Here is a 24,211-nt window from a genome sequence, read left to right as displayed (position 1 = left end):
TTGTTTCCAATTGACGATTCTTTATGGTTTCTTCTGCGCTGTGGTATCTTTTTGAACCTGGATCTGAGAGCCTTCGCGCAGGTTCTGCACGCCCTGAACAACGATCACATCTCCTGGTTTCAGGCCTTCTTTCACAATGATGTTGGGTCCGATAGGCTGGCCCGTGAGTACTTTGGTCTGGCTCACTTTGTCTCCGTTCACTACGTATACAAAGAATTCGCCGAGCTGCTCGGTGATGGCCTTATTGGGGATCACCACAGCTTCAGCACTGGTGCGATGTACGCGCAAAGTGCCGCTCATACCGGGCTTCAGCATATCTTTTGCGTTGGGGAAAACGATCCTTACCTTGATAGATCCTGTTTGCGGATCCACGGCGCGGTCTACCAGGTTGATCTTTCCTGCGAATGGATAGATATCTTCTCCAAACTGCAGCTTGAAAGTGGAGTCACCTGCCGGGGTGCCTGCCTGCTGCATTTTGGTGAACTGGTAGATCTCACGCTGGTTAACTGGAATGTCAACGGCAATGGGATCGTTGGAAGAGATGGTATTGAGGATGGTTTGACCAGCATACACCGGTGTTCCCACTTTCACCTGGCTGATACCGATGGTACCGCTGAAGGGTGCAGTGAGCGTGGTATACCTAACATTGGTTTGCACCGCACGCACATTGGCGCGGGCTGCTTCCACTGTTTTCTGTGCAGCAGCAAGCGCAGCTTCTGCATTGTCTACCTGTTGCTTTGCGATGGCGTCATGCTTGTCGAGCTCGCGGTAGCGTGCTGCATCTTTCTCTGCTTTCACCAGGTTGGCTTCCTGCACAGCGAGGTTGGCCTGTGCCTGGTTGTAAGTTGCTTCATAAGCCTGCTGGTCGATGGTATAGAGTTTCTGTCCCTTGCTTACACGGGCGCCATCCTTGAAGAAGATGCCTGTAACGTAGCCGTTCACCTGCGGACGGATCTCTGATTGCTCCAGTGCAGTTACCGTTGCGGGGTAAAGGTCTGCATAGCTGGCATTGGAAGCTTCTACCTGGAATGTGGTTACAGGTACGGCCTGTGCCTGTGGCGTGCCACCCTGTTGTTGCTGGTTCTTACCGCCACATGCGGCTAAAATTACCAGCGCTCCGATTCCTGTGTATTGCTGAATTTGTCGGATCAACATATAGAAAAGTGTGTGTTTGTGTTTGTATGGTTTGTATCGTCTTAGTAATTGATCTGTCCCAATGCGCGCTGTACATCAATTTTGGCTGACAGCAACTGGTACAATGCATTGTAATAGTTGATACGCGCTGTTCTGAGATCGGTTTCAGCAGTGATCACTTCCAGGTAGGTTTTTACGCCGCTCCTGTATTGAAGATTGATCACATCATATACTTCCTGCGCCAGGTCCAGGTTCTCTTTCAATGCGAGATAGGACGCAAGGTTGGCCTTATAGGAAGCGAGCGCCTGTGAATACTCTGCATTGATATTGTTCCTCAGGTCAGACATATCAGCTTCCAGCAGGTCAAGCTGTAATTCCGCATTGCGGATATTCTGTATCCTTTTTCCTCCCTGGAAGAGCGGCACAGTTACGCTGAGGTTCACAAATGACTGAGGATAGTTGGTATTGTAGAGCTTACTGAACTGATCGTTCTGGTAGTTGAAATTGTAAGCGCCATTGGCGGATACATTCGGAATGAAGCTCCATTTATTGTATTTGAGATTGGCCTGCTGCAGTTTGTATTGTGTTTCCAGTAACTGATACTCGATACGGCTTGCATAATTGGTAGCCTGCAATGTGTCCAGCACAATCTGGTTTTCCATCTGGAGGGTATCATATTTGATCTCCAGGGGAGCATTCACTGGATAGCCCATGAGCGCCTTGAGGTATTCGATCTTTGCCTTGAGCAGTTCCTCATTGGATTTGAGCAGGGCTTTCGCATTGTTGAGGGCGATGGTGGCGCGCTTATAATCCGTTTTATCGGTTATGCCTGCCTGATATTGATAGGTAGCATCCCTGAGACTTCTTTCAAGCCGGCTGATATCTTCACTGGTGGTTTTGATCTGTTGCTTGGTAGTGAGTACATCGTAGAAAGCTTTGGAAACATTGGCTGCTACATCGATCCTGGTGGCGCCTGTGTTCTGCCTTGCGTATCTCCGCACATCACCGGCAGTCTGGCTGGCCAGGAGCGCGTCTCTGTTGAAGATATTCTGAGTAGCAGTGAGCTGGATGGCGGAGACATTGTCTACCCCCAGTTTCACCGGATTGCCGCCGATCACCGCCGTTTGCACCTTGAAGTTATGTTGCAGGTTATAGGCAGCATTGAGTTGCGGATACCAGTCGGCCAGTTTGCCCTTGATAGTGGTTTCAGTTACAGCCTCATTGATGAGCGCTTTCTGAACGGCCGGTTGATTCTTAATGGCATAACGCACTACATTTTCGATTGTAGCATCCAGTAAGGTACTGTCGTCCAGGGTCTCCTGGGCTTGCAGACATTGTGGTAAGACAAGAAAAGACAGAATGATAACTTTCCATTTGTGTTGAGCCAGGGCATTCAACTTGTTCATAAAGCGCATTTATCTATTACGTAAACAATGAAAGATTGGGTATCGCTACTTCGGGTGGGGAGGACCGATAAGCGATTATTCGCAGGTAGCTTCAGGTCAATCAGGGGTTATATACCGGCAAAGGTATTGAAGTCAAAACATCTTGCATATTTTTTCTGGATTACCGGTAAACCCATATGCGAATTTATCCTTCCCTAACCCGTTCGTGAACCTGAATCACCTGCTAAACAGGGAAAACCCGGCGTTTGTTCAAAGAAATTTCGGGATTTGCAACAGCATGTATATTTTAGTAGAGTGGCTGTAATGATAATGCCACCCGTTCCAATTATTTTTGCCATATGCGCCTGATCGGATATATCGTTGCTGTTTTGGTGGTCCTGCTGGGATTTGTTCCCTGCGCGGATACCGTCAATACTGCCACGGCCCAGGCAAGTGCGGTAGAGCAGTCTGATGAACATGAGCACGGAGAGTATTGCTCCCCGTTCTGTCATTGTTCCTGCTGTACCACCATCTCTATTCCACACCAGGTACAGGAGATCAGTCTCGCTGTAGAATCTTTCAGCCGTCCTAACGCCAGCCCCTACACGGCATCTGTGCTGGAAGTTTCCATACCTGTATGGCAGCCTCCCCAGTTGGCATAATCCCGTTTTCTTTTCAAGCTATTGTTTCATGTGGCCAGCATCGTTACGGCATGTTGGACGCCTGATTATTTATTTTCTTTCTATCCACTGACAATTAAATTATGCTAAACCGCATTATACAGTTCTCTATCAGCAATAAGCTGATCGTTGCCCTATTTACATTGATGCTGGTGGCCTGGGGGATATTTTCCTTTACCAGACTGCCGATAGACGCTGTACCGGACATTACTAACAACCAGGTACAGGTGATCACCGTATCGCCATCGAATGGAGCTGAAGACATTGAGCGCTTCGTTACTTTTCCCGTAGAACAGACCATGGCCACCATTCCCGGCATCGAAGAGATCAGGTCTTTCTCCCGCTTCGGACTGAGTGTGGTCACCATCGTTTTCAAAGAAGATATAGACGTTTACTGGGCGCGCCAGCAGGTGAACGAAAGACTAACAAGTGTTAACGATAAGATCCCCGCAGGCATGGGCATGCCGGAACTGGCGCCCCTCACTACAGGTCTCGGTGAGATCTTTCAATACGTGATCCACACTAAAAAAGGATACGGGGACAAATACTCCGCCATGGACCTGCGTACCATCCAGGACTGGATCGTGCGCAGGCAAATGCTGGGTGTGGAAGGTGTGGCCGATGTGGCCAGCTTCGGAGGTTATCTCAAACAATATGAAGTAGCCCTCAACCCGGAAAAACTGCGCAGCATGAATATCAGCATCGCTGAAGTTTTTGATGCGCTCGCAAAGAACAACCAGAATACAGGAGGAGCATACATCGATAAAAACCCCAATGCCTGGTTCGTGCGCAGTATCGGGCTGATCGGCAATATGGAAGACATTGGAAATATTGTTGTGAAGAATACTTCAGGCAATGTGCCCGTGCTCATCCGCAATGTGGGGACCGTTCAGATAGGTTCGGCTATCCGTTATGGTGCGATGACGCGGAACAATGAAGGAGAAGTTACCGGCGCCATAGTGATGATGCTGAAAGGTGAGAACTCCTCCGCCGTGATCAAGCGCGTGAAAGAAAGAATGGCGCAGATCGGGAAAACATTGCCGGAAGGCGTGGTGATTGAACCATTCCTGGACAGAACCAAACTCGTGAACAGCGCCATCAAAACAGTTTCCACCAATCTGATCGAAGGTGCGCTGATCGTGATCTTTGTATTGGTGATCCTGCTCGGGAACTTACGGGGAGGGTTGATCGTAGCTTCTGTGATCCCGCTGGCCATGCTCTTTGCCGTTTCCATGATGAACCTCTTTGGTGTGAGCGGCAACCTGATGAGCCTTGGCGCCATTGACTTCGGATTGATAGTGGATGGTGCAGTGATCATCGTGGAAGCCACCATCCATCAGTTGGGATTGAATAACCGAAGGCAGCTGAACCAGCAGGAGATGGATATCGAAGTGGGGGGCGCCGCCAAAAAAATGATGAACGCCGCTGCATTCGGACAGATCATCATCCTTATCGTTTACTTGCCGATCTTATCGCTCACAGGTATCGAAGGCAAGATGTTCCGCCCCATGGCGCAGACCGTGAGCTTCGCCATTGTGGGAGCGCTGATCTTATCGCTCACCTATGTGCCGATGATGAGCTCGCTCTTCCTCAGCAAAAAGATATCTCACAAAAGAACCATTTCAGATCGCATCATTGGCGGGCTGCAGCGTATATATGAACCCGTTTTACGCACTGCGCTCCGCGCGAGAGCCCTGGTGATCGGCGCATCCATCGTTCTGCTGGCCGGCAGTCTCTGGATTTTCTCTACCATGGGTTCGGAATTCATCCCCACATTAGGCGAGGGCGACTTTGCCGTTGAAACCCGTGTGCTCACCGGCAGCAGCCTCAGCAAAACAGTGGAAGCCACCAACAGGTCGGCAGAAGTGCTGATGAAAAAATTCCCTGAAGTGAAAGAAGTGGTGGGAAAGATAGGATCCAGCGAGATCCCTACAGACCCCATGCCTGTTGAGCTCTGCGATATGATCATCGTATTGAAAGATAAAAAGGAATGGACCTCTGCCGATTCCCGCGAGGAGCTGGCGGAAAAAATGCAGGCCGAACTCGAAAAACATATTCCCGGCGTTACTTACGGTTTCCAGCAACCGATCCAGATGCGATTCAATGAGCTGATGTCCGGCGCACGCCAGGACGTGGTGGTGAAGATTTTCGGAGAAGACCTTACACAGCTGGCCGATTATGCAGGCAGGGTGGGCGCTATCGCCAGAACCATCGAAGGTGCTGTGGATGTGTATGTGGAGCAGGCTACCGGCCTGCCGCAGGTGATCGTGAAATTCAAACGGGATAAGATCGCGCAGTTCGGGCTGGACATTGAAACTGTGAACCAGGTGATCCGGGCAGGCTTTGCGGGTGATGCAGCCGGACAGGTTTTCGAGAATGAACGTCGCTTTGACCTCGTAGTGCGAATGGAAAAAAGCAATCGTCAAACAGTGGAAGACCTGCGTACGCTTTATGTTACGGCTCCCAATGGTAACCAGGTGCCGCTGGAGCAGCTGGCTGAAGTGGAGATCCGCACAGGTCCCAACCAGATCCAGCGCGAAGATGCCCGCCGTCGTGTAATGGTTGGTTTCAACGTGAGAGGAAAGGACGTGGCGTCAGTTGTGAAAGATATTCAGCAACGCATCGAAAAAGAGATCAAATTCTCACCCGGCTATTATGCAGCCTATGGAGGTACTTTCGAAAATCTCCAGGAAGCCCGCGCCAGGCTGGCCATTGCAGTGCCTGTAGCATTGCTGCTGATATTGGTATTGCTCTATTTCGCTTTCGGTTCATTGAAATATGGATTGCTCATTTTCACTGCTATTCCCCTCTCCGCTATCGGAGGCATCATCGCACTCTGGATGCGTGGTATGCCTTTCAGTATTTCGGCGGGTGTGGGCTTTATTGCGCTCTTTGGTGTAGCAGTATTGAATGGCATTGTGCTGATCGCTGAATTCAACAGGTTAAAAAAAGATGGTATGGAAAACCTTACAGATATCGTACTCACGGGAACGCGCACCCGATTGCGACCGGTGATCATGACGGCCCTTGTGGCCAGCCTGGGATTTATCCCGATGGCATTATCAGGAGGCAGCGGTGCAGAAGTGCAACGTCCGTTGGCAACCGTGGTGATCGGTGGACTGGTAACAGCTACGCTGCTCACATTGCTGGTATTGCCCTGTTTGTATATCCTCTTTGAAAAAATGGGAGGCCCGGGTAAAAAGATGGGAACAGTTACGGCAGTGATCGCCCTGCTGATCATTGGCCCGGTGATGAATGCGAAGGCGCAACAACCTTCTTCACTCACTTTGCAACAGGCAGTGGACCTTGCCATCAAACAACACCCTTCCATGCAATCCTCCAAACTGATGATCGATAAGGAAAAGATGTTGAGAGGAACCAGTACTGAACTTGGGAAGACCACGCTGGGTGCGCAATACGGACAGGCCAACACCGTGAAATGGGACAATCATTTTACATTATCGCAGGATATTCCCAATCCCGGCCTCTTCGGAAAACAGAAGCAGCTGGCCGATGCACGCATCAAAAGCAGTGAGCTCAACCTGGCCGTGACCAAACAGGAACTGGTGTTGCAGGTGAAATCTGCCTGGTACCAGCTTGCCTGGCTGCAATCAGTGAAATACCTGCTGCAAAGACAGGATACACTTTACCGGAACTTTCTCAAAGCGGCTGAAGTGCGCTACAGGACTGGCGAAACGAGGATGCTGGAACAAAGTACAGCGCAAACCAGACTGAACGAGAACAATAACCAGGTGCAGCGCAATGAAGCAGATATCCGGATAGCGCAAACCAATCTGCAAAGGCTGCTCAATGCAAAGGAAGAGATCAGGATTGCAATGGAAAATATCATCAGGCTGGATGGTTCTGGTATAACGCCAACGGCTACACTGTCCTACGATCATCCGCTTACAGCTTACCTGCAGCAGGAGATCAAAGTGAATGAACAAACGATAAAAGTGGAAAAAGCGAAAGGTGGTCCGGATTTCTCTGTGGGATATTTCAACCAGTCGATTTACGGATTCCAGAATACTGATGGCACGGAGAAGTTTTACGATTTCGGCAAACGCTTTCATGGCGTACAGGCTTCCGTGAGCTTTCCGATCTTCAACAAGCCTTATGCAAGCCGCGTTCGCGCAGCAAAAGTAGATCAGCAGATCGCCGAGAGCAACCTGGAACTGGCGCGCAATAATCTCAATGGTCAATTTCGCGAAGCCCATCAGCAGTATGAGAAGGAAAAGAATAACCTGCAATACTATGAAGGCAGCGCCCTGCCAAATGTTGAGCTGATGCTCACGCAGGCGCAACGCGCTTTCCAGGCAGGTGAGATCAGTTATGTGGAATACCTCCAGGCATTGCAGACCGCCAGCGAGATCCGCATGAACTATCTCCAGGCGCTCCGTGATTACAATATTGCCATCGTAACACTTGAATACTTCCAACCCACTAAATAATTTGAACAATGACTTTCAATAAAAATATCATCAACCTATTCAAAGCCGCGTCATTTGTTACGCTGCTGCTGGCCATGGAAGCCTGTGGAGATAGTAAAGGGAAAACCGCCGGCAAAGAAGCGGCTGAAAAATCCGACAGCACAAAGGAAGAGCATGAGCACGGGCATGAGGAAGGCGGAGAGATCGAGCTCACGCCAGACCAGGCCCGTGGCATTGGTATCGAAACAGGAACTGTAAGTGTGCGCACGTTAAGCGGCACCATCAAAGTGAATGGCACACTGGACGTACCACCGCAACAAATGCTCAGCGTATCGGCTCCCATGGGTGGATTTCTTCGCTCTTCAGACATGTTGCAGGGCAAGCATGTGACCAAAGGACAACTCATAGCCACCCTCGAAGATCCTGCCTACCTGCAATTGCAGCAGGATTACCTGGAAACGGTGAGCCAGCTGGATTTCCTGAAAGTGGAGTATGAAAGACAGGAAGAACTGATGAAAGAAAATATCAACGCCAGGAAAACATTTGAGCAGGCAAAGGCTAATTATCGCAGCACCGAAGCCAGGCTGGCAGGTCTCAAAGCCAAACTGCAACTTGTTAAACTTGATATCGCAAAATTGGAGAAAGGACAGATACAACCTACCATCAATGTATATGCGCCCATCTCCGGTTATGTAACCGAAGTGAATGTGAATCTCGGCAAATACGTGAACCCCACCGATGTGATGTTCGAGATCGTTGATACGGAACACCTCCATGCAGAGCTCACCGTGTTTGAAAGAGATGTTCCCAAACTGAAGATCGGACAGAAAGTGCGTTTCATTCTTGCCAATGAACTGAAGGAAAGAATGGCCACCGTGTACCTGATCGGGCGCGAGATCAGCTCAGACCGTACTGTACGTATTCATTGTCACCTGGACAAAGAGGACCGCGAGTTGTTGCCGGGTATGTATCTCACCGCTTTTGTAGAGACCAAAAATGAGCTTCAGCCATCCTTACCCGAAAATGCCATTGTGAACTATGAAGGAAAGAACTATATCTTTATTAAGGAAGAAGATGAGCATGTAGATAAGGAAGGAGGCGCACCCCACCAGCATTTTAAAGCCGTAGAGATCCAAACCGGCGTAGCCGAACTGGGCTATGTAGCCGTAATGTTGCCGCAGGGCATCGATATCAAAACAACACCCATCGTATTCAAAGGAGCATATGACCTGCTGAGCAAATGGAAGAACAGTGGCGAAGGCGGCCACGCACATTAATTCATTAAATCGTTGTTGCATGATCGAAGAGAAAAAAGAACAACATGAAGAACACGCACATGAGCATGGTGGTATATTCGGCCGACGCAGCGATCTCATCTTTTCACTCACCGGTGGCGTATTGCTGGGCATCGGCTACCTGTTGGAAAAATTTGAAGCCGGCCCTGCCTGGTTATCGCTGGCCTGTTTCATCGCCGTGTATTTCTTTGGTGGATACTACACGCTGAAGGAAGCGATCCTGTCTGTCCGTCGCGGTGTGTTCGAAGTGGATTTCCTGATGCTGGTGGCGGCTGCGGGCGCGGCTTCGCTCGGAAAATGGCCGGAAGGTGCGCTGCTGCTTTTCCTCTTCAGTCTGGGGCATGCGCTGGAAGCATTGAGTATGGACAAAGCCCGCAAATCCATTGAAGCCCTGGCGGGACTGGCGCCAACCACTGCTACCGTTCGAAGAGAGGGAGTGATGCAGGACGTGCCGGTAAGCAGTCTCAAAGCAGGTGATATCGTGATCATCCGTCCCAACAGCAAGATACCGGCAGATGGTTATGTAACGCAGGGCAGCAGCACCGTGAACCAGGCTCCCATCACCGGCGAAAGTATTCCCGTAGATAAATTGCCTCTGCCTGCTGCAATGCAAAAGGAAGATGATAAAAAGATAGGTGCGCAATACAAAGTATTTGCAGGCACCATCAACGGCGCAGGTTCACTGGAAATACGTGTAACGAAGGAAGCGAAGGATTCCACGCTTGCCCGCGTGATGCAGATGGTGAAGGAAGCTGAACAGCAGCAATCGCCCACGCAGCAATTCACCAAAAAGATCGAAAGATATTATGTGCCTGCTGTGCTGATACTGGTGGTGTTGTTGATGTTTGCTTATCTCGTGATAGATGAAACTTTCAGTCAGAGTTTTTATCGTTCCATGGCCGTACTGGTGGCGGCAAGCCCCTGTGCATTGGCCATTTCAACGCCCAGTGCAGTGTTGAGCGGTGTGGCGCGTGCGGCCAGGCAGGGGGTACTGGTGAAAGGAGGAAGGCCACTGGAAGAACTGGGTATGCTTACGGCACTCGCATTCGATAAAACGGGAACGCTCACGGAAGGCAGACCCAAACTGAATGCTATCGTACCACTGGAAGGTATAACCGAAACCGAATTGCTTCGTATGTCCGTAGCTGTTGAAAAATTGAGTGATCATCCGCTCGCAGCTGCTATCGTGAATGGAGGTATGGAAAAACTCGGAGTCATTAATATTCCTGAAGCCACAGATATGAAAGCCGTTGCCGGCAAAGGTGTACAGGCTACCTGGGAGGGAGAAAGCATTCTCATCGGAAATGATGAACTGTTCAAAACTGCCGGACTGCCTGCTTTGCCTGATGCTATTGCGCAGCAGGTGATGGCATTGCAACAGGCGGGCAATACGAGTATGATCATCCGCAAAGGTGATCGCTTTGCGGGAATTCTCGGAGTGATGGACCTTCCGCGCGCAGAAGCTCCTGTTGTGATCAGCGAGCTTCGCAAACTCGGCATCCGCAAAATGGTGATGCTCACGGGCGATAACCAGCGTGTAGCTGATGCTGTGGCTGCCAAAGTGGGCATCGATATTGCGAAGGGCGATCTGTTGCCGGAGGAAAAAGTGGCCAATATCGAACAGTTGCGAAGGGAAGAGAACAAACTGGCGATGGTGGGCGATGGTGTGAACGATGCGCCTGCTATGGCGCGCAGCACGGTAGGCATCGCCATGGGCGCAGCCGGCAGTGATGTGGCGCTGGAAGCTGCGGATATCGCATTGATGGCCGATAATCTCAGTAATCTGCCATTTGCCATCGGCCTGAGCCGCGCCGGGAAACGCATCATCAGGCAGAATCTCATTCTCAGTCTTGGTATGGTGGCCATCCTGATCCCCCTGGCAATCACCGGCGTGGCCAATATCGGACCGGCTGTGGCCTTCCATGAAGGCAGCACTTTGCTGGTGGTGCTCAATGCGCTGAGGTTGCTTGGTTATGAGCAATGATGTATTTTAGAAGTATCGTTCACCCGGAATCGACAACAATATGTACAAGAAATTCATCGCATTCTTATTCATCCTCACCATTTTTGTAAATGTGATCATGGCTCAATCAAAAGAAGAAAAAGCAGTGGCGGCTGCCGTGGAAACACTCCGCAAGGCAATGATCGATGGAGATAAGCAGGCGCTAGAAGCCATCGCGGCCGATCAATTGAGTTATGGACATTCAAGTGGAAATGTGGAGGACAAGAAAACTTTTGTGACCACGCTAACCAGCGGCAAGTCTGACTTTGTGACCATCAACCTCAGCAATCAGACCATCACGGTGAGTGGCGAAACGGCCATCGTTCGCCATAAACTCGATGCCACTACCAACGATAATGGGCAGCCTGGAACCGTTAGTCTATCGATTCTTACCGTTTGGCAAAAACAAAGGGGAAAATGGGTGATGCTGGCACGGCAGGCAGTGAAGCAGGCAGCACCAAAATTATAGCGATTATTCATTTGCGTTAGTATGGCCGGAAACCCCGGTTTCAGGATAAGTAAAAGCGGCGTTGAAAGGCTGAAATGGCCGGTCAACGCCGCTTTTCGCATAAGAATTCATTCAACTTTAACAGCATCATTGTCAGCTTAATTGTTATAGATTTCTAAATTCGCTTTTTTATTGCTGGTTTTCCGGAAGGGATGCCGTCAAAAGCCCGTTATCCCAAACAAACCAAAACAATTATCCCGTAGCCATGACCCGAATTGTACTGCTCCTGATTGCTTGTTGTATTGGATCCACCCTCTATGCACAGAAACCTGTGGGCTCCCTCAAAGGTAAAGTGCTCGATAAACAGAATAAACTGGTATTGCCCTCTACAACGGCCACACTCCTGAACTCCATCGATTCCAGTATGATCGGGTTCACCGTCAGCGACAAGGAAGGCTTATTCGAAATAAAAAATATTCCCGCAGGCGTTTACCTGCTCAATCTCACATTCACCGGGTACAAGGATCTATACAAGCCCATCCGATTCTCCGCAGACAAAGCATCCCTCGATCTCGGCGATCTTTTCATGGAAACAGATACATCCATGCTGGCAGCAGTAGTTGTGCGCGTGCCGCCTATCCAGATCAAAGGCGATACTACAGAGTTCCGTGCCAGCGCTATCAAAACAAGACCCAACGCCACAGTGGAAGACCTGTTGAAACGAATTCCCGGAATGGAAGTGGACCGTGATGGCAATGTAACTGCACAGGGAAAAGACATTCCCAAGATCTATGTAGATGGAAAGGAATTCTTTGGTAACGATCCAAAAATGGCTACGCGCAACCTCACTGCTGATATGGTGGAAAGTGTACAACTGTACGATGATATGAGTGAGCAGGCCAAATTCAATAAGATCGATGATGGAAGCCGCCAGCGTACCATCAATATCAAACTGAAAAAAGACAGGCGCAAAGGTACTTTCGGAAGAGCTGCTGCAGGACTGGGTAATGAAGGGCTGTATGAAGGGAGTTTCTTCCTTAACAGGTTCAATAATGATTTCCGTGTGTCTGTGGTGGGCAACGCGTCCAATACCAACCGTATGGGAATGGGGGGCATGATGAATATGGGCATGGGCGGCGGTGGCGGCCGTGGTGGTGGCAGAGGTGGTATGGCCATCAGCGGCGGACGCGGAGGTGGAAGGGGTGGAGCCGGTAATACCGATATCTTCGGCGCCGGTGTGAACTTCTCCAATGAATGGGGAAAGAAACTCTCGCTCCAGGGAAGCTATGCAGTGAATGGTTCTCAATCGAAGACAAACAGCCAGCGTCAGCAGCAGTCTTTCTTCGCCAATGACAGCTCCTCCGTGGAGAATTCTGCCTCCAATTCAAGTTCGGATAATCTCAATCATAACCTGAGCCTGCGGCTCGACTGGAAGATCGATAGCATGAGCAGTATCAATATGTCGTCTTCCGTGGGTATTCGCAGTTCCGGAACCAATAGCATGGACTCATCCCGCACCAGGTCTGTAACCAAGTTGGAGGCTTATGATGCCATCTTTCGGAGGAGTGCCCGTGAGTCCAATTCGGATGGACTGAACTTCAATAACAATGTCACTTTCCGTCATCGCTTCAGGAAGAAGGGGAGAACACTCAGCATCGGATGGCAATCTTCCATGAACAATTCAGACATGAACGGCGCCAATGAAACGCCTTACTACTTCCTGAAACCAAATGGAGATACTGCTTCGATTACTCATCAGCGTCAGCGGAACTTCAATACCACCCGTAACTTCAACAACACTTTGAATACTTCTATCACGGAAGCGCTTACTGAAAAGCTCACCTGGGAAATTAACTATGCTTATACCAATGAGCATAATACCAGTGATGTGGATGTAATGGAGTACAGGAATATTTCCAAAGACTACGACAGTGTGAACAAGAGCCAGACCAACTATTTCGAGAACAATAACCAGCATCATAAATTTGGTACCAACCTGCGTTATACGCTGGCCAAAGGCGATTTGCAGATAGGCGGCACCATTCAATTCACCACCCTGGAGAATATGAGTCACCGGGAATTGTTTGGAAAAGACAGCCTCATGGTACAGAAGTTCGTAAACCTGGCGCCCAATGCCAGCTATAATTATCAGATCGATCGTCAGAGCTCACTGCGTTTCGGTTACAGGGGCAATACAAGAACACCCAATATTTCGCAGCTGCAGGATGTGCGTGATGAAAGCAACCTGCTCTATATCCGTGAAGGTAATCCCAACCTGAAGCAGGAATTCAGTCATGATCTGAACCTTAGCTTCAACAGGATGAATCCTAACAATTTCATGTATTACAGTATCGATGCATCGGCTGGTTTCACCCGCAACAAGATCGTGAACAGCATCCGATTGCTGGAAGGCGGCAAGCAGTTGAGCCGCCCGGAGAATATCAATGGTGGTTACCAGGCTAACCTGGGCGCCAACTTTTCCATCCCTTTGAAGAAAACTGTGAGTGGAAAGAGCAGTCCGCTCAGCCTGCAGTCCAATTCTCGCCTGAGCTATACGAGGGATGTGAATCTTTTGAATGGCGACATCAATTTCAACAATAACCGCTCAGCCTCCCAGAGCCTGACCCTGAATTACTGGAACGATCTTTTCGATCTGGGCACTTCAGGCAGGTTTACATATAACGATGCCAGTTTCAATGTGCAGCAGGCTACCCGCAACAGGTACTTCAATCAGAATTACAGCGTGGACTTCAGTTGCAATTTCTTCAAGGACCTCAGGCTGGAAACCAATTTCGATTATTCCATCAACTCGGGAAGAAGCGATGGCTTCAACCAATCGATCCCACTCTGGGATGCATCCCTGGCCTGGACTTTTTTCAAAAAGAAGAATGGAGAACTGAAAGTATCCGTTGTGGATATCCTGAATCAGAACAGCAATGTTGACCGTACTGTGAACGACAACTATATCGTTGACAGCTATACGCAGATCCTCAGAAGATATTTTATGGTCAGCTTCATGTATGGCTTCAACCAGTTCGGCGGTCGCAAAGGCGGTGGTCAGAAAGGACAGCGTTTGGGAATTGGGTAAGATGGCAATGTTCAGTAAAAAAATATTCCCTGCAGGAATACAGGGAACGTACCAACCAGAGGTACTTAACTGACATTAAACCTTATCCTTAATGAAAGCATTGAGCTCAGGACTTACCGGTCCCGGGCTTTTTATTTTTAGCAGGAGCAGTAGGGTTGGGCGCTGGTGTTTGTTGGTGTACTGTATACGCAGCGTCTACCAGTAACATAATGTTTTCATAGAGCAGGAATAAACTGCTTCTTTCCTTTCCATCATCATAGATGCTATGGTTGCGTGAAATGGCCGTTACGAGCCATTCCCAGAGCATTTGCTTTACTTCATGGCGATGATAGCTGGTACAGAAATTTTTTATGGCCTGATTCGGGTCTTTTGTTTTTTCATGCATATGGAACGGAATCATTTGTTTCGATATTGGTGATGCAGGGTGATCATTCTGCAGACAGGGATGAAAGCCCGCCGGAAAGCCATTCCGGAGCGTCTGCTATGTCTTCAAGACTATTCAGTATTTCTGCATGAACGATCATGGCTAAAACTTTTTCTTCTGAAATATCCGGACCGTTTCCGGGTGTTTCCATGGTATCTGAAATTTTTTGTTGGGTTTTGATAAACTGAGTGCAGCGCCGGTACGTATTTATGTACAGAAAAATTTTGATGGCCTCCCAATCTTTCACCCCTGAGCGTTCACCCCATAACTGTTGGAGGCATTTTTCAGCGATCTGTTTTGCCGCGTCCTCGTTGTGCAGGAGCCTGTTTGCGAAAAAGCAGAGCGGCGGAAAAAAATGATAGAACAACATGCTCAAAATTCTCTGATCACCCTCCCTGAATCGCCGGAACAGCAAAGCAGGGTCCGGCAGGAACGGAAAGCCCGTCCAGGCAGGGATTTGATCCATTATGGGAAAATTGTGGTGAAATAAATCCGGTTGACAGTATTGCGCATACGAAGCCGCAATGTCAATAAACATTACATCGTAACAGGAAAGATGCCTTGTACCTTGTGATGTGGGAAAGTGGAAGTCGTGAAATCAGAACAAATATATAAATAAAATTTTAGATTACGGTTATTTATTACCGCAAATATTTTTCAAAAAACATTCACCTTGTCTATGCTAAACGATCAAAGTAGTTCAATCAAGCCTATGAAAAAGAAAACAAAAACCAAGAAGGATTACACTAAGCTGAAGCAACAGTTTGGTGCGCATCTGCAGAAGATCCGGCAAGATAAAGGGCTTAGCCTGCGCGAGGTGGCGCAGAACTGTGACCTGGACGACAGCAATATTTCCAAGATGGAGCATGGACGTTTCAATGTTCAGATCTCTACGATCTATGAACTGGCCAAAGGATTGAATCTCCATCCGGCCGATCTTCTGAAGTACGACTTCGAATAGTCATTTCTCTTCCCAACCCTTCCGTATAATTTATTGATCCCGCTTCAGCTCATTTTCCTGACCAGGTTGCCCAGGGTTTTCAATCCCTTGTCTACCTTGTCGTCCCATGGCTTGCCATAACCGATCCGCATGTAGTGCGAGTAATTGGCGCTGTTGGAAAAGATACTTCCGGGTGCAATGGAGATCTGATGTTTCATCGCTTCGAGCCACAATTCATAAGTGTTGATATGTTTGCTGAGCTCCACCCAAAGTACAAAACCTCCCTGCGGGCGGGAGATCCGGGTTTCTTCCGGGAAATATTGCATGATGGCCTGTGTATAACGCAGGCACTGGGTATGTAATGCCTTTCGCAGATTCTTCAGGTGATATTCATAACGTCCGATCCCCAGGAAATGGGCCAGGGCCTGTTGCGTTATAGTGGCGCAACTGATGCTGTGCATCATTTTGATGGAGCTCACCTTGTCCATATACCTGCCGGGCAGTATCCATCCGATCCTGTAGCCGGGGGCCAGTGATTTGGACAGAGAAGAACAATAGAGTACGATCCCTTCCTTGTCGAAGTACTTGCAGGTGCGTGGCCGCTGCCTGCCAAAATACATTTCTCCGTAAATATCATCTTCTATCAGGGGCACCTGGTGTTTGGTGAGCATCTGCACCAGTCTCTGTTTATGTTCATCGGGCATGCAACTGCCGGAAGGGTTACTGAAATTGGGCACCAGCAGGCAGGCTGCGATGGAATGTTTGCCGATGGCGCGCTCCAGCCCATCCAGGTCGATGCCGGTAACGGGGTCTGCCGGGATCTCGATCAGTTTTAGTCCCAGGCTTTCTATCACCTGGTAGATGCCGAAATAACTGGGACACTCAACCGCAATGGTATCACCCGCATGTGTAACCGATCGCAATGCCATCACCACTGCCTCCATGCAGCCTGAAGTAATGATCACTTCATCGGGCTTCACCTTTCCTCCCCAGTTGAAACTGAGCCTGGCGATCTGCTTGCGCAATTCGGGATTGCCCTGTGCGTGTTCGTATTGAAGACATTGGTGGGGATCATTGCGGAGTGCGTGCACAACGCTCTTGCTGAGACGTGCGGCGGGAAGAAGATTTACGGAAGGCGATGCCAGTGCAAAGTTCATGATGTCTTCCGCTGTCATGGTCTTGATCATCTGCATGATCATGTCCTGGTTGGTCACTTTCTCAACGGGCGTCACAACGGGGTCCATCTTCTTGGGAAGATCAGCGAAGCGACGGGGATTGAAGCGGACATAGTATCCGGATTTTGGCCGGCTTTCGATCAGGCCTTTACCTTCCAGGTGATAGTAAGCCTGAAAGGCAGTGCCCATACTGATCCCATGTTCCTTGCTGAGCACACGCACTGAAGGAAGTTTGTCGCCAATGCGGAGTATATCATCTCCGATCATCTTTTCAACCCCTTCTGCAACCTGCAGGTAGAGGTGGTCTTCTCCCGGGAATTTTGACTTCATAACTAAATCTGATATAGTCAAAATTAACAAAATGGGAACTATTCAGCAAGGGGAGTTTGCGACAGAATGCAGGCTGGCCGGGCTCAGCCGGCTCTTTCGATCCATTCTGTTTGTCCATCGGGGTACCCGATCAGCGCTTTTCCGGCCATGCCGAGGAAGAGTCCGGTTTCTATTACGCCGGGAATATCGTGCAATGCCTGGTTGAGTGCATCGGGGTTTTCAATCACACCAAAGGAGATATCGATAATATAATTACCATGGTCTGTCATGAAAGGGGATCCATCTTTTTTCAATCTCAACTGCTGTGGTTTACCGATCAGCTTTGCCAGTTGTTTATCCACCTGTTTCCAGTTGAAGATCATCACTTCTACCGGTAAGGGGTATGCGCCAAGCTGATCCACCAGTTTGGTGTCATCGGCAATCACTACAAATTCTTCAGCTGCTGCGGCTACCATTTTTTCCTGGAAGAGGGCGCCACCCCCGCCTTTGATGAGTTGCAGTTGCGGATCGATCTCATCAGCTCCATCGATGGCGAGCTGGATCTTTGCGGCATCATTGAGTTCGATGAGCGGAATATTGAATTGTGCAGCCAGCTCATTGCTCGCCTGTGAGGTAGACACGGCGCGGATCTCGAGGCCACTGTTGACTTTCTTTCCCAGCGCTCTGATCATCCATTCCATGGTGGTGCCGGTGCCGATACCGATGGTCATTCCTGATTGCACCAGCTCGGCGGCCTGTGTGCCTACCAGTTCTTTGATTGCAGCGTTTGTGAGCATAGCATAAAGTTAGCGGATATTCAGTTATGCAGGATTGCGTACCTTGCCGGCCTTTCTCCGATCCAAAATCTGTGACTATGGTGAGACTTCTGACCGGTATTCGCCGGCGGCTTAAACGGATGTTCGACAGAATCAGGAATGAAAGGATGAAGCAAAACGTGCTCCAGGCGATCCCTTTCTGGATCGGGAGTTTGCTCACGGGACTGGTAGCTGTAGCTTACGCGATCATGTTCTCCTACGCAGAGAAAGGCGCTGAATGGATGATGCACAAAGCAAGCTGGAGCCTTTTCATTGCCACTCCTGTCTGTTTCCTTTTTGCCTGGTGGCTGGTGAAAAAGTATGCGCCTTTCGCGAGAGGCAGCGGTATTCCGCAGGTAATTGCAGCCATCGAACTCAGTACACCAAAGGATGAAAAGAAGATCAACAGGCTCCTCAACCTGAAAGTGATCTGGGTGAAGATCGTCAGCAGCCTGGTGATGGCATTTGGTGGCGGTGTGGTAGGAAGGGAAGGGCCTACCATTCAGATAGCAGGTTCCATTTTCAGGACCATCAACCAATGGCTGCCAGCCTGGTGGCCAAAGATCTCCAGGAGGAATATGATCATGACCGGCGCCGCAGCCGGACTGGCCGCGGCTTTCAATACACCACTCGGTGGACTGGTATTCGCGGTGGAAGAGCTCACCCGTACGCATATCAGCTATTTCAGAACAGCCCTTTTCACTGGCGTGATCCTGGCTGGCTTAACTGCCCAGGCATTGCTGGGACCTTACCTCTATCTAGGATATCCTGACGTAAGTCATTTGTCGGGTTGGATTTTTGCCGGAGTTTTGCTCACGGCGCTGATAGCAGGTTTGGGCGGCAGCGCGCTGTGTCGTGTGATACTGAGAGTGATGAATATCGTGGGACGATGGAAGGTCACCAAAAAAATCATTTACATTATCGCTTGTGCATTGGCGATAGCCCTGATTAGTTTTGTCTGGGGCAGCTCCATGGTAGGATCGGGTAAGGAGATCATGACGCAAACCCTTTTCACCAACAACAAGCACGTGGAATGGTATGTGCCCTTCCTCCGCATGTTGGGATCCCTGCTGAGTTTCACCACAGGCGGTGCGGGTGGCGTGTTTGCTCCGGCGCTCGCAGCAGGCGCCAGCGTGGGTTCTGTATTGAGCGGATGGTTGCATTGTACTCCTGCCGATGCCAATATCCTGATACTGGCAGGCATGGTAGCCTTCCTGACAGGAGTTACCAGAACGCCATTCACATCAGCTATCCTGGTGCTGGAAATGACGGATCGCCACAACGTGATCTTTCACCTGATGCTGGCCGGAATGGTAGCTTACCTGGTTTCGATGCTGGTTGACAAACGTTCATTCTACGATCATCTGAAGCATCGCTTCATCCATGAAGCAGGACTGGAACCAGCATTGCAGCCACAGCCTGAAACACCACCAGCAAACCCTTCATCAGCAACCAGCACCAATAAACCGGATAATCATTAACGTTAGTAAAATGACAAAGCAAGAAATTACTGATCATAACTCCATCGTATTGCTGGTAGATTCCTTCTATGCAAAGGCCCGGAAAGATGATCTGATCGGGCCGATCTTCAATGAAGTGATTGGCGATCACTGGGACGAGCATCTTCCCACCATGTATAAATTCTGGGGTGATATCCTGCTGAACAGAAATGAATACGAAGGTAATCCCATGTTCGTTCACAAACGGCTGAATGCACGCATTCCGTTGCAGCCTGTGCATTTTGAAAGATGGAAGAAGTTGTTTGTGGAAACTGTCCGAGAATTGTTTGAAGGCGATAAAGCCGAACTGGCGGAGCAGCGGGCAGTGTCGATTGCAACGGTGATGCAGTTGAAGATATCCGGATATCATTAATCTTTGTTTTCGGCAAAGGATGTGCAACGGTGGCTATGAAACGAACCAGCGCAGTTGTGCAGAGGATGAGCTGTTGGTTGGTTTGATGGGACTGTGGAACAGGGCCGGGCTTTTTCGCTTACGTTTCAAAGGCCCCTTATGCACAATCCTTTGCCTGAGCACGATGCTATGGCGGGAGAATGATGCAGCATACTGATAGAAGTATGCGCCCCCTTTCTCACTATTTCACTGATTGGCCTGCATCTGCCGCTTACACTCCCTTTCAGTACATTTTCTTTTTACACCTTTATGTTGCATTCAGATTTTCCTAGCTGATATTCGTTCAAATTAATTAGTGCATCGTTACAATGATTTTCCTACGCTGGATGTTCAGGCAGGTACTGCTGCGGATCATTGAATTAAGGAGTACCGCAATTCTTCAGACATTCATTAAACAACGCTGCACATGCAGGTTCTCCTGCCGGGAGCGGGGTATCGAAACACGGCCTTTGAAACATAAGCGAAGTAGATCCATGGCATTACTACAGTCCAATCCAACCAACAAATAGCTCAAAGAAATCCTCCCGCGCCGGTTTGTTTCATCAGCCGTGTTTCGATACCCCCTCACGGCTCTTCCTCACGGCATCCCACAAATAGCATACCTTTGCAGCAGAAGAAAAGCACAGCCCATGGGATTCTGGAGACAACTTGCCGAGTATTTATATATCAAAAAGAAAGACCCCAATGCACCACGCACTCAGTGGATGAAGTACATGCACGGGATCAACCGTCTTTCGCTGATCATGTTCCTGATCGCAATCATCATCATTATTGTGAAGCTCGTGATACTGAAGCGTCATTGATGCAGGAAGTGGATGATCTTCTTCGCGGCTTTGGAAGAGGCATGACCACCTTCGCCCAGTAATTTTCTGAGGGCGGCGTAATCGGCTTCCAGTTGTTGTTTGCGTTGGGGATTGTGCAATAGTTCGTTCAATTCTTTCACCAGGTTTTCGGGGGTGAGGTCCTGCTGGATCAATTCTTTCACCACCAGTTTATCCATGATAAGATTTACGAGGGAGATGTATTTTACCTTGATCAGTCTTTTCGCGATCTGGTAGGAGATATTGCTGCCTTTGTAGCAAACTACTTCGGGAACGCCGAAGAGCGCTGTTTCCAGGGTGGCAGTGCCGCTGGTGACCATAGCCGCAACTGACTGCATGAGCAGCGCATAGGTTTGTCCGCGTACTGCGCTCACATTGGGATAGGGCGCAAGGAGTGGTTCATAGAAACTATCTTCCTGTCCGGGTGCTTTGGCTACAACGAAGAGGTGATCGGGAAAGCTGCGTGCTACTTCCAGCATGATGGGCAGTTTTTTGAGGATCTCCTGTTTTCGGCTGCCGGGTAGTACAGCGATGATGGGCTTGGTGGCATTGGGAATGGCTGGAGGCGTGTTGCCTTGCTGATAGCTTTCCACTACTTCGATGAGTGGGTGACCAACATAGTCAACATTCCAGTTCCATTTATTCTTATAATAATCTTTTTCGAAGGGGAGGATCACGAGCATTTCATCGATGGTGGTCTTCATCTTTTTAACCCTGTTCTCTTTCCAGGCCCAAACCTGCGGGGAGATGTAGTACACTACTTTGATGCCCTGTTTTTTTGCCCATTCGGCGATGCGGAGGTTGAAGCCGGGGTAATCGATCAGAACAAGTGTATCGGGTTTGAATTGAAGGATGTCTTCCTTGCAGAAGCGGAGGTTGGCCATGATGGTGCCGAGGTTCTTCACTACTTCTATGAAGCCCATGAAAGCGAGATCGCGATAATGTTTCACCAGTTCGCCGCCGGCCTGCTGCATAAGATCGCCACCCCAGCAGCGGATGGTTGCTGAGTGATCGAGCTTTTTGAGTTCCTTGATGAGATTGCTGCCATGCAGGTCGCCGGATGCTTCACCGGCAATGAAATAATATCGCATGCGAACGGATTGATTTAGGTTGCAAAGATGCGGGATTCTTTACAACAAAAACTTCAGCAGCAGGGCAACGATGGCATACACCAGTGTAACGGCAAAAATACCTTTGGCGGTTTTGTCGCGACGGGTGTTGATGTACAGGGTGAACAATGCAATGTTGAGAATGAGGCAGGGCACTACTATTCCGGTGATCACTTTCTTGTTGGCAGCGATGTATCCCAGGAAATCGGCCACGGAGAACAGTCGGAATTTGATCAGGTAGTACACTACAAGGCTGAGGAGCGGGGCGATGAAGCCGAGCGCCAGCCCGAGGCGAAGGTTATCTTTTTTAAACATCAGGATTGTTTCCACATTTTTTCCAATTTGTCCTTAAGAACGTAATTCGTCAGGTCAAATTGTACCGGAACTACACTTACATAGTTATTTTCGAGTGCCCACACATCGGTATCGGTCCCTTCGTCCATGTTCTTGAATTCTCCGGTCAGCCAGTAATATTTTCTTCCATGCGGGTCGTTGCGTTCCAGGAAATCCTCTTCATATTTCGCATATGCCTGCCTGCAAACCATGAGTCCTTTGATGAGTTCCGGCGGGAGTGCGGGAATGTTCACATTGAGGATCATATGCCTGTCCAGCGGAGTGGCCAGTAATTGTTCCACAATGAGGCGCGCATATTGGCGGGCGGCGGTGAAATCCGCTTCCACGCTATAGTCCAGCAATGAGAATCCTACGGATGGGATACTTTCGATGGCGGCTTCCACGGCGGCCGACATGGTTCCGGAGTAGATCACATTGATGGAGTGATTGGCTCCGTGATTGACGCCGCTGAGGCAGAGGTCTGGTTTGCGATGCAATATCTTGTCTACGGCCAGTTTCACGCAGTCCACCGGTGTTCCGGAACATTGCCAGGCTTCCACTCCATCGAATACCTGAACGGGGTGGAGGCGAAGTGGGTGTCCGATGGTGATGGCATGACCCATTCCGCTCTGGGGCTTATCAGGGGCCACTACCACGATTTTTCCGAGATCTTTCACGGCTTCCACGAGGTTGCGGATGCCAGGGGCAGTAATTCCATCGTCGTTTGTTATCAGGATCACCGGTTGTTCCTGTTCTTGCTTCTTACTCATGCGAAACAAAAATAAAGCAAAAAAGGCCAGAAATATCAGGGAGCTGCAAGCCGGACGTACCCGGTTAACCTGCCAGTTGCCTGCTATCCACAGGTATACCACAATTTTCCCCCACCAGATGGAAAAATCATCGCTTTGACCTACCTTTGCAGCCGATTTTTAAGGTTTCACGTCCGGGGCTTTGCGCGGTAAAATGAAGATCTTAACTTACGCTCTGAGCCTTAGATATTTAAACGCAAAACATGGCAGGTCAATTAAAAGAAGTTCGTAACAGGATCAAATCGGTTCAAAACACGCAGCAGATCACCAAAGCGATGAAAATGGTGAGCGCCGCCAAGCTGAGAAAAGCGCAGGATGCGATCGTGCAGATGCGTCCATACAGCCGCAAACTCCAGGAAGTGCTGAGCAATATCGTGAGCAGCTCTGAAGGGGATCTCGGTGGAAACCTGGCAGTGGAAAGACCTGTTGAAAAAGTTTTGCTGATCGTGATCACCAGCGACCGCGGACTTTGTGGCGCTTACAATGCGAACGTGATCAAAGCAGCCAAGAATACCATCAAAGAAAAATACTCCGCACAATTTGCCAAAGGCAATGTGCAGATCTGGAGCATCGGTAAAAAAGGCTATGAGCATTTTGCCAAGAACAAATTCAACGCTACCGATACTTTCAAAGATATTTTCCTCCACCTCAGCTTCGAAAGCGTGCAACAATGCGCGCAGGCTGCAGTAAAAGCTTTCGAATCCAAAGAATTCGATGCAGTGGAGATCGTGTACAGTGAATTCAAGAATGCCGCTACCCAGCGCTTTGTGGTAGAACGCTTCCTCCCCATCCCTAAAGTGGAGAAAAAAGAAGGCGCCAAGAAAAGCGACTTCATCTTCGAACCTGCCAAGGAAGAACTGATCGCAGAACTGATGCCCAAGATCCTGAACACACAACTGTTCAAGGCCGTTCTGGATGCACACGCTTCCGAGCATGGAGCCCGTATGACCGCCATGGATAAAGCCACTGAGAATGCCAACGAAATGTTGCGTTCACTCAAGATCAGCTACAACCGTGCGCGTCAGGCCGCAATCACTACCGAGCTCACAGAGATCGTAAGTGGTGCAGCAGCTCTGCAGGGATAATTCTTAACGGTTATCTAA

20 protein-coding genes are annotated in these 24,211 nt (G+C 49.3%); 11 read left to right on the top strand and 9 right to left on the bottom strand.

Annotation, left to right across the window (positions count from 1 at the left end):
* Positions 1–21: 21 nt before the first annotated feature.
* Both FSB84_RS02300 and FSB84_RS02295 read right to left on the bottom strand, forming a co-directional pair.
* On the bottom strand, positions 22–1,155 hold the full coding sequence (locus tag FSB84_RS02300; RefSeq protein ID WP_130543091.1) for an efflux RND transporter periplasmic adaptor subunit: 1,134 nt from the start codon (positions 1,153–1,155) through the stop codon (positions 22–24).
* A 41-nt stretch (positions 1,156–1,196) separates the two neighbouring features.
* Complete coding sequence (locus FSB84_RS02295; RefSeq protein WP_130543092.1) at positions 1,197–2,540, bottom strand: TolC family protein; 1,344 nt, start codon at positions 2,538–2,540, stop codon at positions 1,197–1,199.
* A gap of 338 nt (positions 2,541–2,878) precedes the next feature.
* Here FSB84_RS02295 and FSB84_RS02290 point away from each other — a divergent pair, with 338 nt between their 5' ends.
* From FSB84_RS02290 to FSB84_RS02265, 6 genes are all read left to right on the top strand, one after another.
* Positions 2,879–3,181 (top strand): DUF6660 family protein, encoded by a 303-nt coding sequence (locus FSB84_RS02290; protein ID WP_130543093.1) that lies wholly within the window; start codon positions 2,879–2,881, stop codon positions 3,179–3,181.
* A 101-nt stretch (positions 3,182–3,282) separates the two neighbouring features.
* Entirely contained in the window at positions 3,283–7,650 is a 4,368-nt protein-coding gene (locus FSB84_RS02285; protein WP_130543094.1) for a CusA/CzcA family heavy metal efflux RND transporter, read from the top strand.
* A gap of 8 nt (positions 7,651–7,658) precedes the next feature.
* On the top strand, positions 7,659–8,906 hold the full coding sequence (locus FSB84_RS02280; RefSeq protein WP_130543095.1) for an efflux RND transporter periplasmic adaptor subunit: 1,248 nt from the start codon (positions 7,659–7,661) through the stop codon (positions 8,904–8,906).
* A 19-nt stretch (positions 8,907–8,925) separates the two neighbouring features.
* Entirely contained in the window at positions 8,926–10,908 is a 1,983-nt protein-coding gene (locus FSB84_RS02275) for a heavy metal translocating P-type ATPase (protein WP_130543096.1), read from the top strand.
* 40 nt (positions 10,909–10,948) lie between these two features.
* Positions 10,949–11,395 carry a nuclear transport factor 2 family protein gene (locus tag FSB84_RS02270; protein ID WP_130543097.1) on the top strand — a complete coding sequence of 149 codons (447 nt, stop codon included), beginning with the start codon at positions 10,949–10,951 and terminating at the stop codon, positions 11,393–11,395.
* Positions 11,396–11,639: 244 nt separating this feature from the next.
* Positions 11,640–14,462, top strand: coding sequence for an outer membrane beta-barrel protein (locus FSB84_RS02265; protein ID WP_130543098.1), 2,823 nt, complete (start codon positions 11,640–11,642; stop codon positions 14,460–14,462).
* A 106-nt stretch (positions 14,463–14,568) separates the two neighbouring features.
* Here the strand turns inward: FSB84_RS02265 and FSB84_RS02260 are convergent, their stop codons facing one another.
* Positions 14,569–14,847 (bottom strand): hypothetical protein, encoded by a 279-nt coding sequence (locus FSB84_RS02260; protein ID WP_130543099.1) that lies wholly within the window; start codon positions 14,845–14,847, stop codon positions 14,569–14,571.
* A gap of 43 nt (positions 14,848–14,890) precedes the next feature.
* A complete protein-coding gene (locus tag FSB84_RS30605) occupies positions 14,891–15,037 on the bottom strand; it encodes a hypothetical protein (protein ID WP_158643751.1) in 147 nt (48 codons plus the stop codon).
* 561 nt (positions 15,038–15,598) lie between these two features.
* On the opposite strand from FSB84_RS30605, the gene FSB84_RS02255 reads away from it, so the two are divergent.
* The gene (locus tag FSB84_RS02255; RefSeq protein WP_130543100.1) at positions 15,599–15,847 is read left to right on the top strand and encodes a helix-turn-helix domain-containing protein; all 249 of its coding nucleotides are present in this window, start codon (positions 15,599–15,601) and stop codon (positions 15,845–15,847) included.
* A 44-nt stretch (positions 15,848–15,891) separates the two neighbouring features.
* On the opposite strand, the gene FSB84_RS02250 is transcribed toward FSB84_RS02255, so the two are convergent.
* Both FSB84_RS02250 and rpiA read right to left on the bottom strand, forming a co-directional pair.
* Positions 15,892–17,331, bottom strand: a complete 1,440-nt coding sequence (locus FSB84_RS02250) for an aminotransferase-like domain-containing protein (RefSeq protein WP_130543101.1) — start codon at positions 17,329–17,331, stop codon at positions 15,892–15,894.
* An 83-nt stretch (positions 17,332–17,414) separates the two neighbouring features.
* A complete protein-coding gene (gene rpiA, locus FSB84_RS02245) occupies positions 17,415–18,107 on the bottom strand; it encodes a ribose-5-phosphate isomerase RpiA (RefSeq protein WP_130543102.1) in 693 nt (230 codons plus the stop codon).
* Between the two features lie 77 nt (positions 18,108–18,184).
* Here rpiA and FSB84_RS02240 point away from each other — a divergent pair, with 77 nt between their 5' ends.
* The 3 genes from FSB84_RS02240 (at position 18,185) to FSB84_RS30790 (ending at position 20,839) form a co-directional block, all read left to right on the top strand.
* Entirely contained in the window at positions 18,185–19,606 is a 1,422-nt protein-coding gene (locus FSB84_RS02240; RefSeq protein ID WP_130543103.1) for a chloride channel protein, read from the top strand.
* A gap of 10 nt (positions 19,607–19,616) precedes the next feature.
* Positions 19,617–19,997, top strand: a complete 381-nt coding sequence (locus tag FSB84_RS02235; RefSeq protein ID WP_130543104.1) for a group III truncated hemoglobin — start codon at positions 19,617–19,619, stop codon at positions 19,995–19,997.
* 668 nt (positions 19,998–20,665) lie between these two features.
* Entirely contained in the window at positions 20,666–20,839 is a 174-nt protein-coding gene (locus FSB84_RS30790; RefSeq protein WP_165434933.1) for a DUF6728 family protein, read from the top strand.
* Here the strand turns inward: FSB84_RS30790 and lpxB are convergent.
* From lpxB to surE, 3 genes are read right to left on the bottom strand one after another with little or no spacing between them, the layout of a single operon-like run.
* Positions 20,833–21,948, bottom strand: a complete 1,116-nt coding sequence (gene lpxB / locus FSB84_RS02230) for a lipid-A-disaccharide synthase (protein WP_130543105.1) — start codon at positions 21,946–21,948, stop codon at positions 20,833–20,835. The genes FSB84_RS30790 and lpxB overlap by 7 nt on opposite strands.
* Positions 21,949–21,987: 39 nt before the next feature.
* Positions 21,988–22,281 (bottom strand): hypothetical protein, encoded by a 294-nt coding sequence (locus FSB84_RS02225; RefSeq protein WP_130543106.1) that lies wholly within the window; start codon positions 22,279–22,281, stop codon positions 21,988–21,990.
* Positions 22,281–23,069: a 5'/3'-nucleotidase SurE gene (surE, locus tag FSB84_RS02220; protein WP_130543107.1), complete on the bottom strand. Its 789-nt coding sequence runs from the start codon at positions 23,067–23,069 to the stop codon at positions 22,281–22,283. Before surE ends, FSB84_RS02225 begins: the two co-directional genes overlap by 1 nt.
* A gap of 242 nt (positions 23,070–23,311) precedes the next feature.
* On the opposite strand from surE, the gene atpG reads away from it, so the two are divergent.
* A complete protein-coding gene (atpG, locus tag FSB84_RS02215) occupies positions 23,312–24,193 on the top strand; it encodes an ATP synthase F1 subunit gamma (RefSeq protein ID WP_130543108.1) in 882 nt (293 codons plus the stop codon).
* The last annotated feature ends 18 nt before the right edge of the window (positions 24,194–24,211 follow it).

The sequence above is a fragment of the Pseudobacter ginsenosidimutans genome (genome assembly GCF_007970185.1).
GTDB lineage: Bacteria > Bacteroidota > Bacteroidia > Chitinophagales > Chitinophagaceae > Pseudobacter > Pseudobacter ginsenosidimutans.
This window is presented reverse-complemented; position numbering and strand designations above follow the sequence as displayed.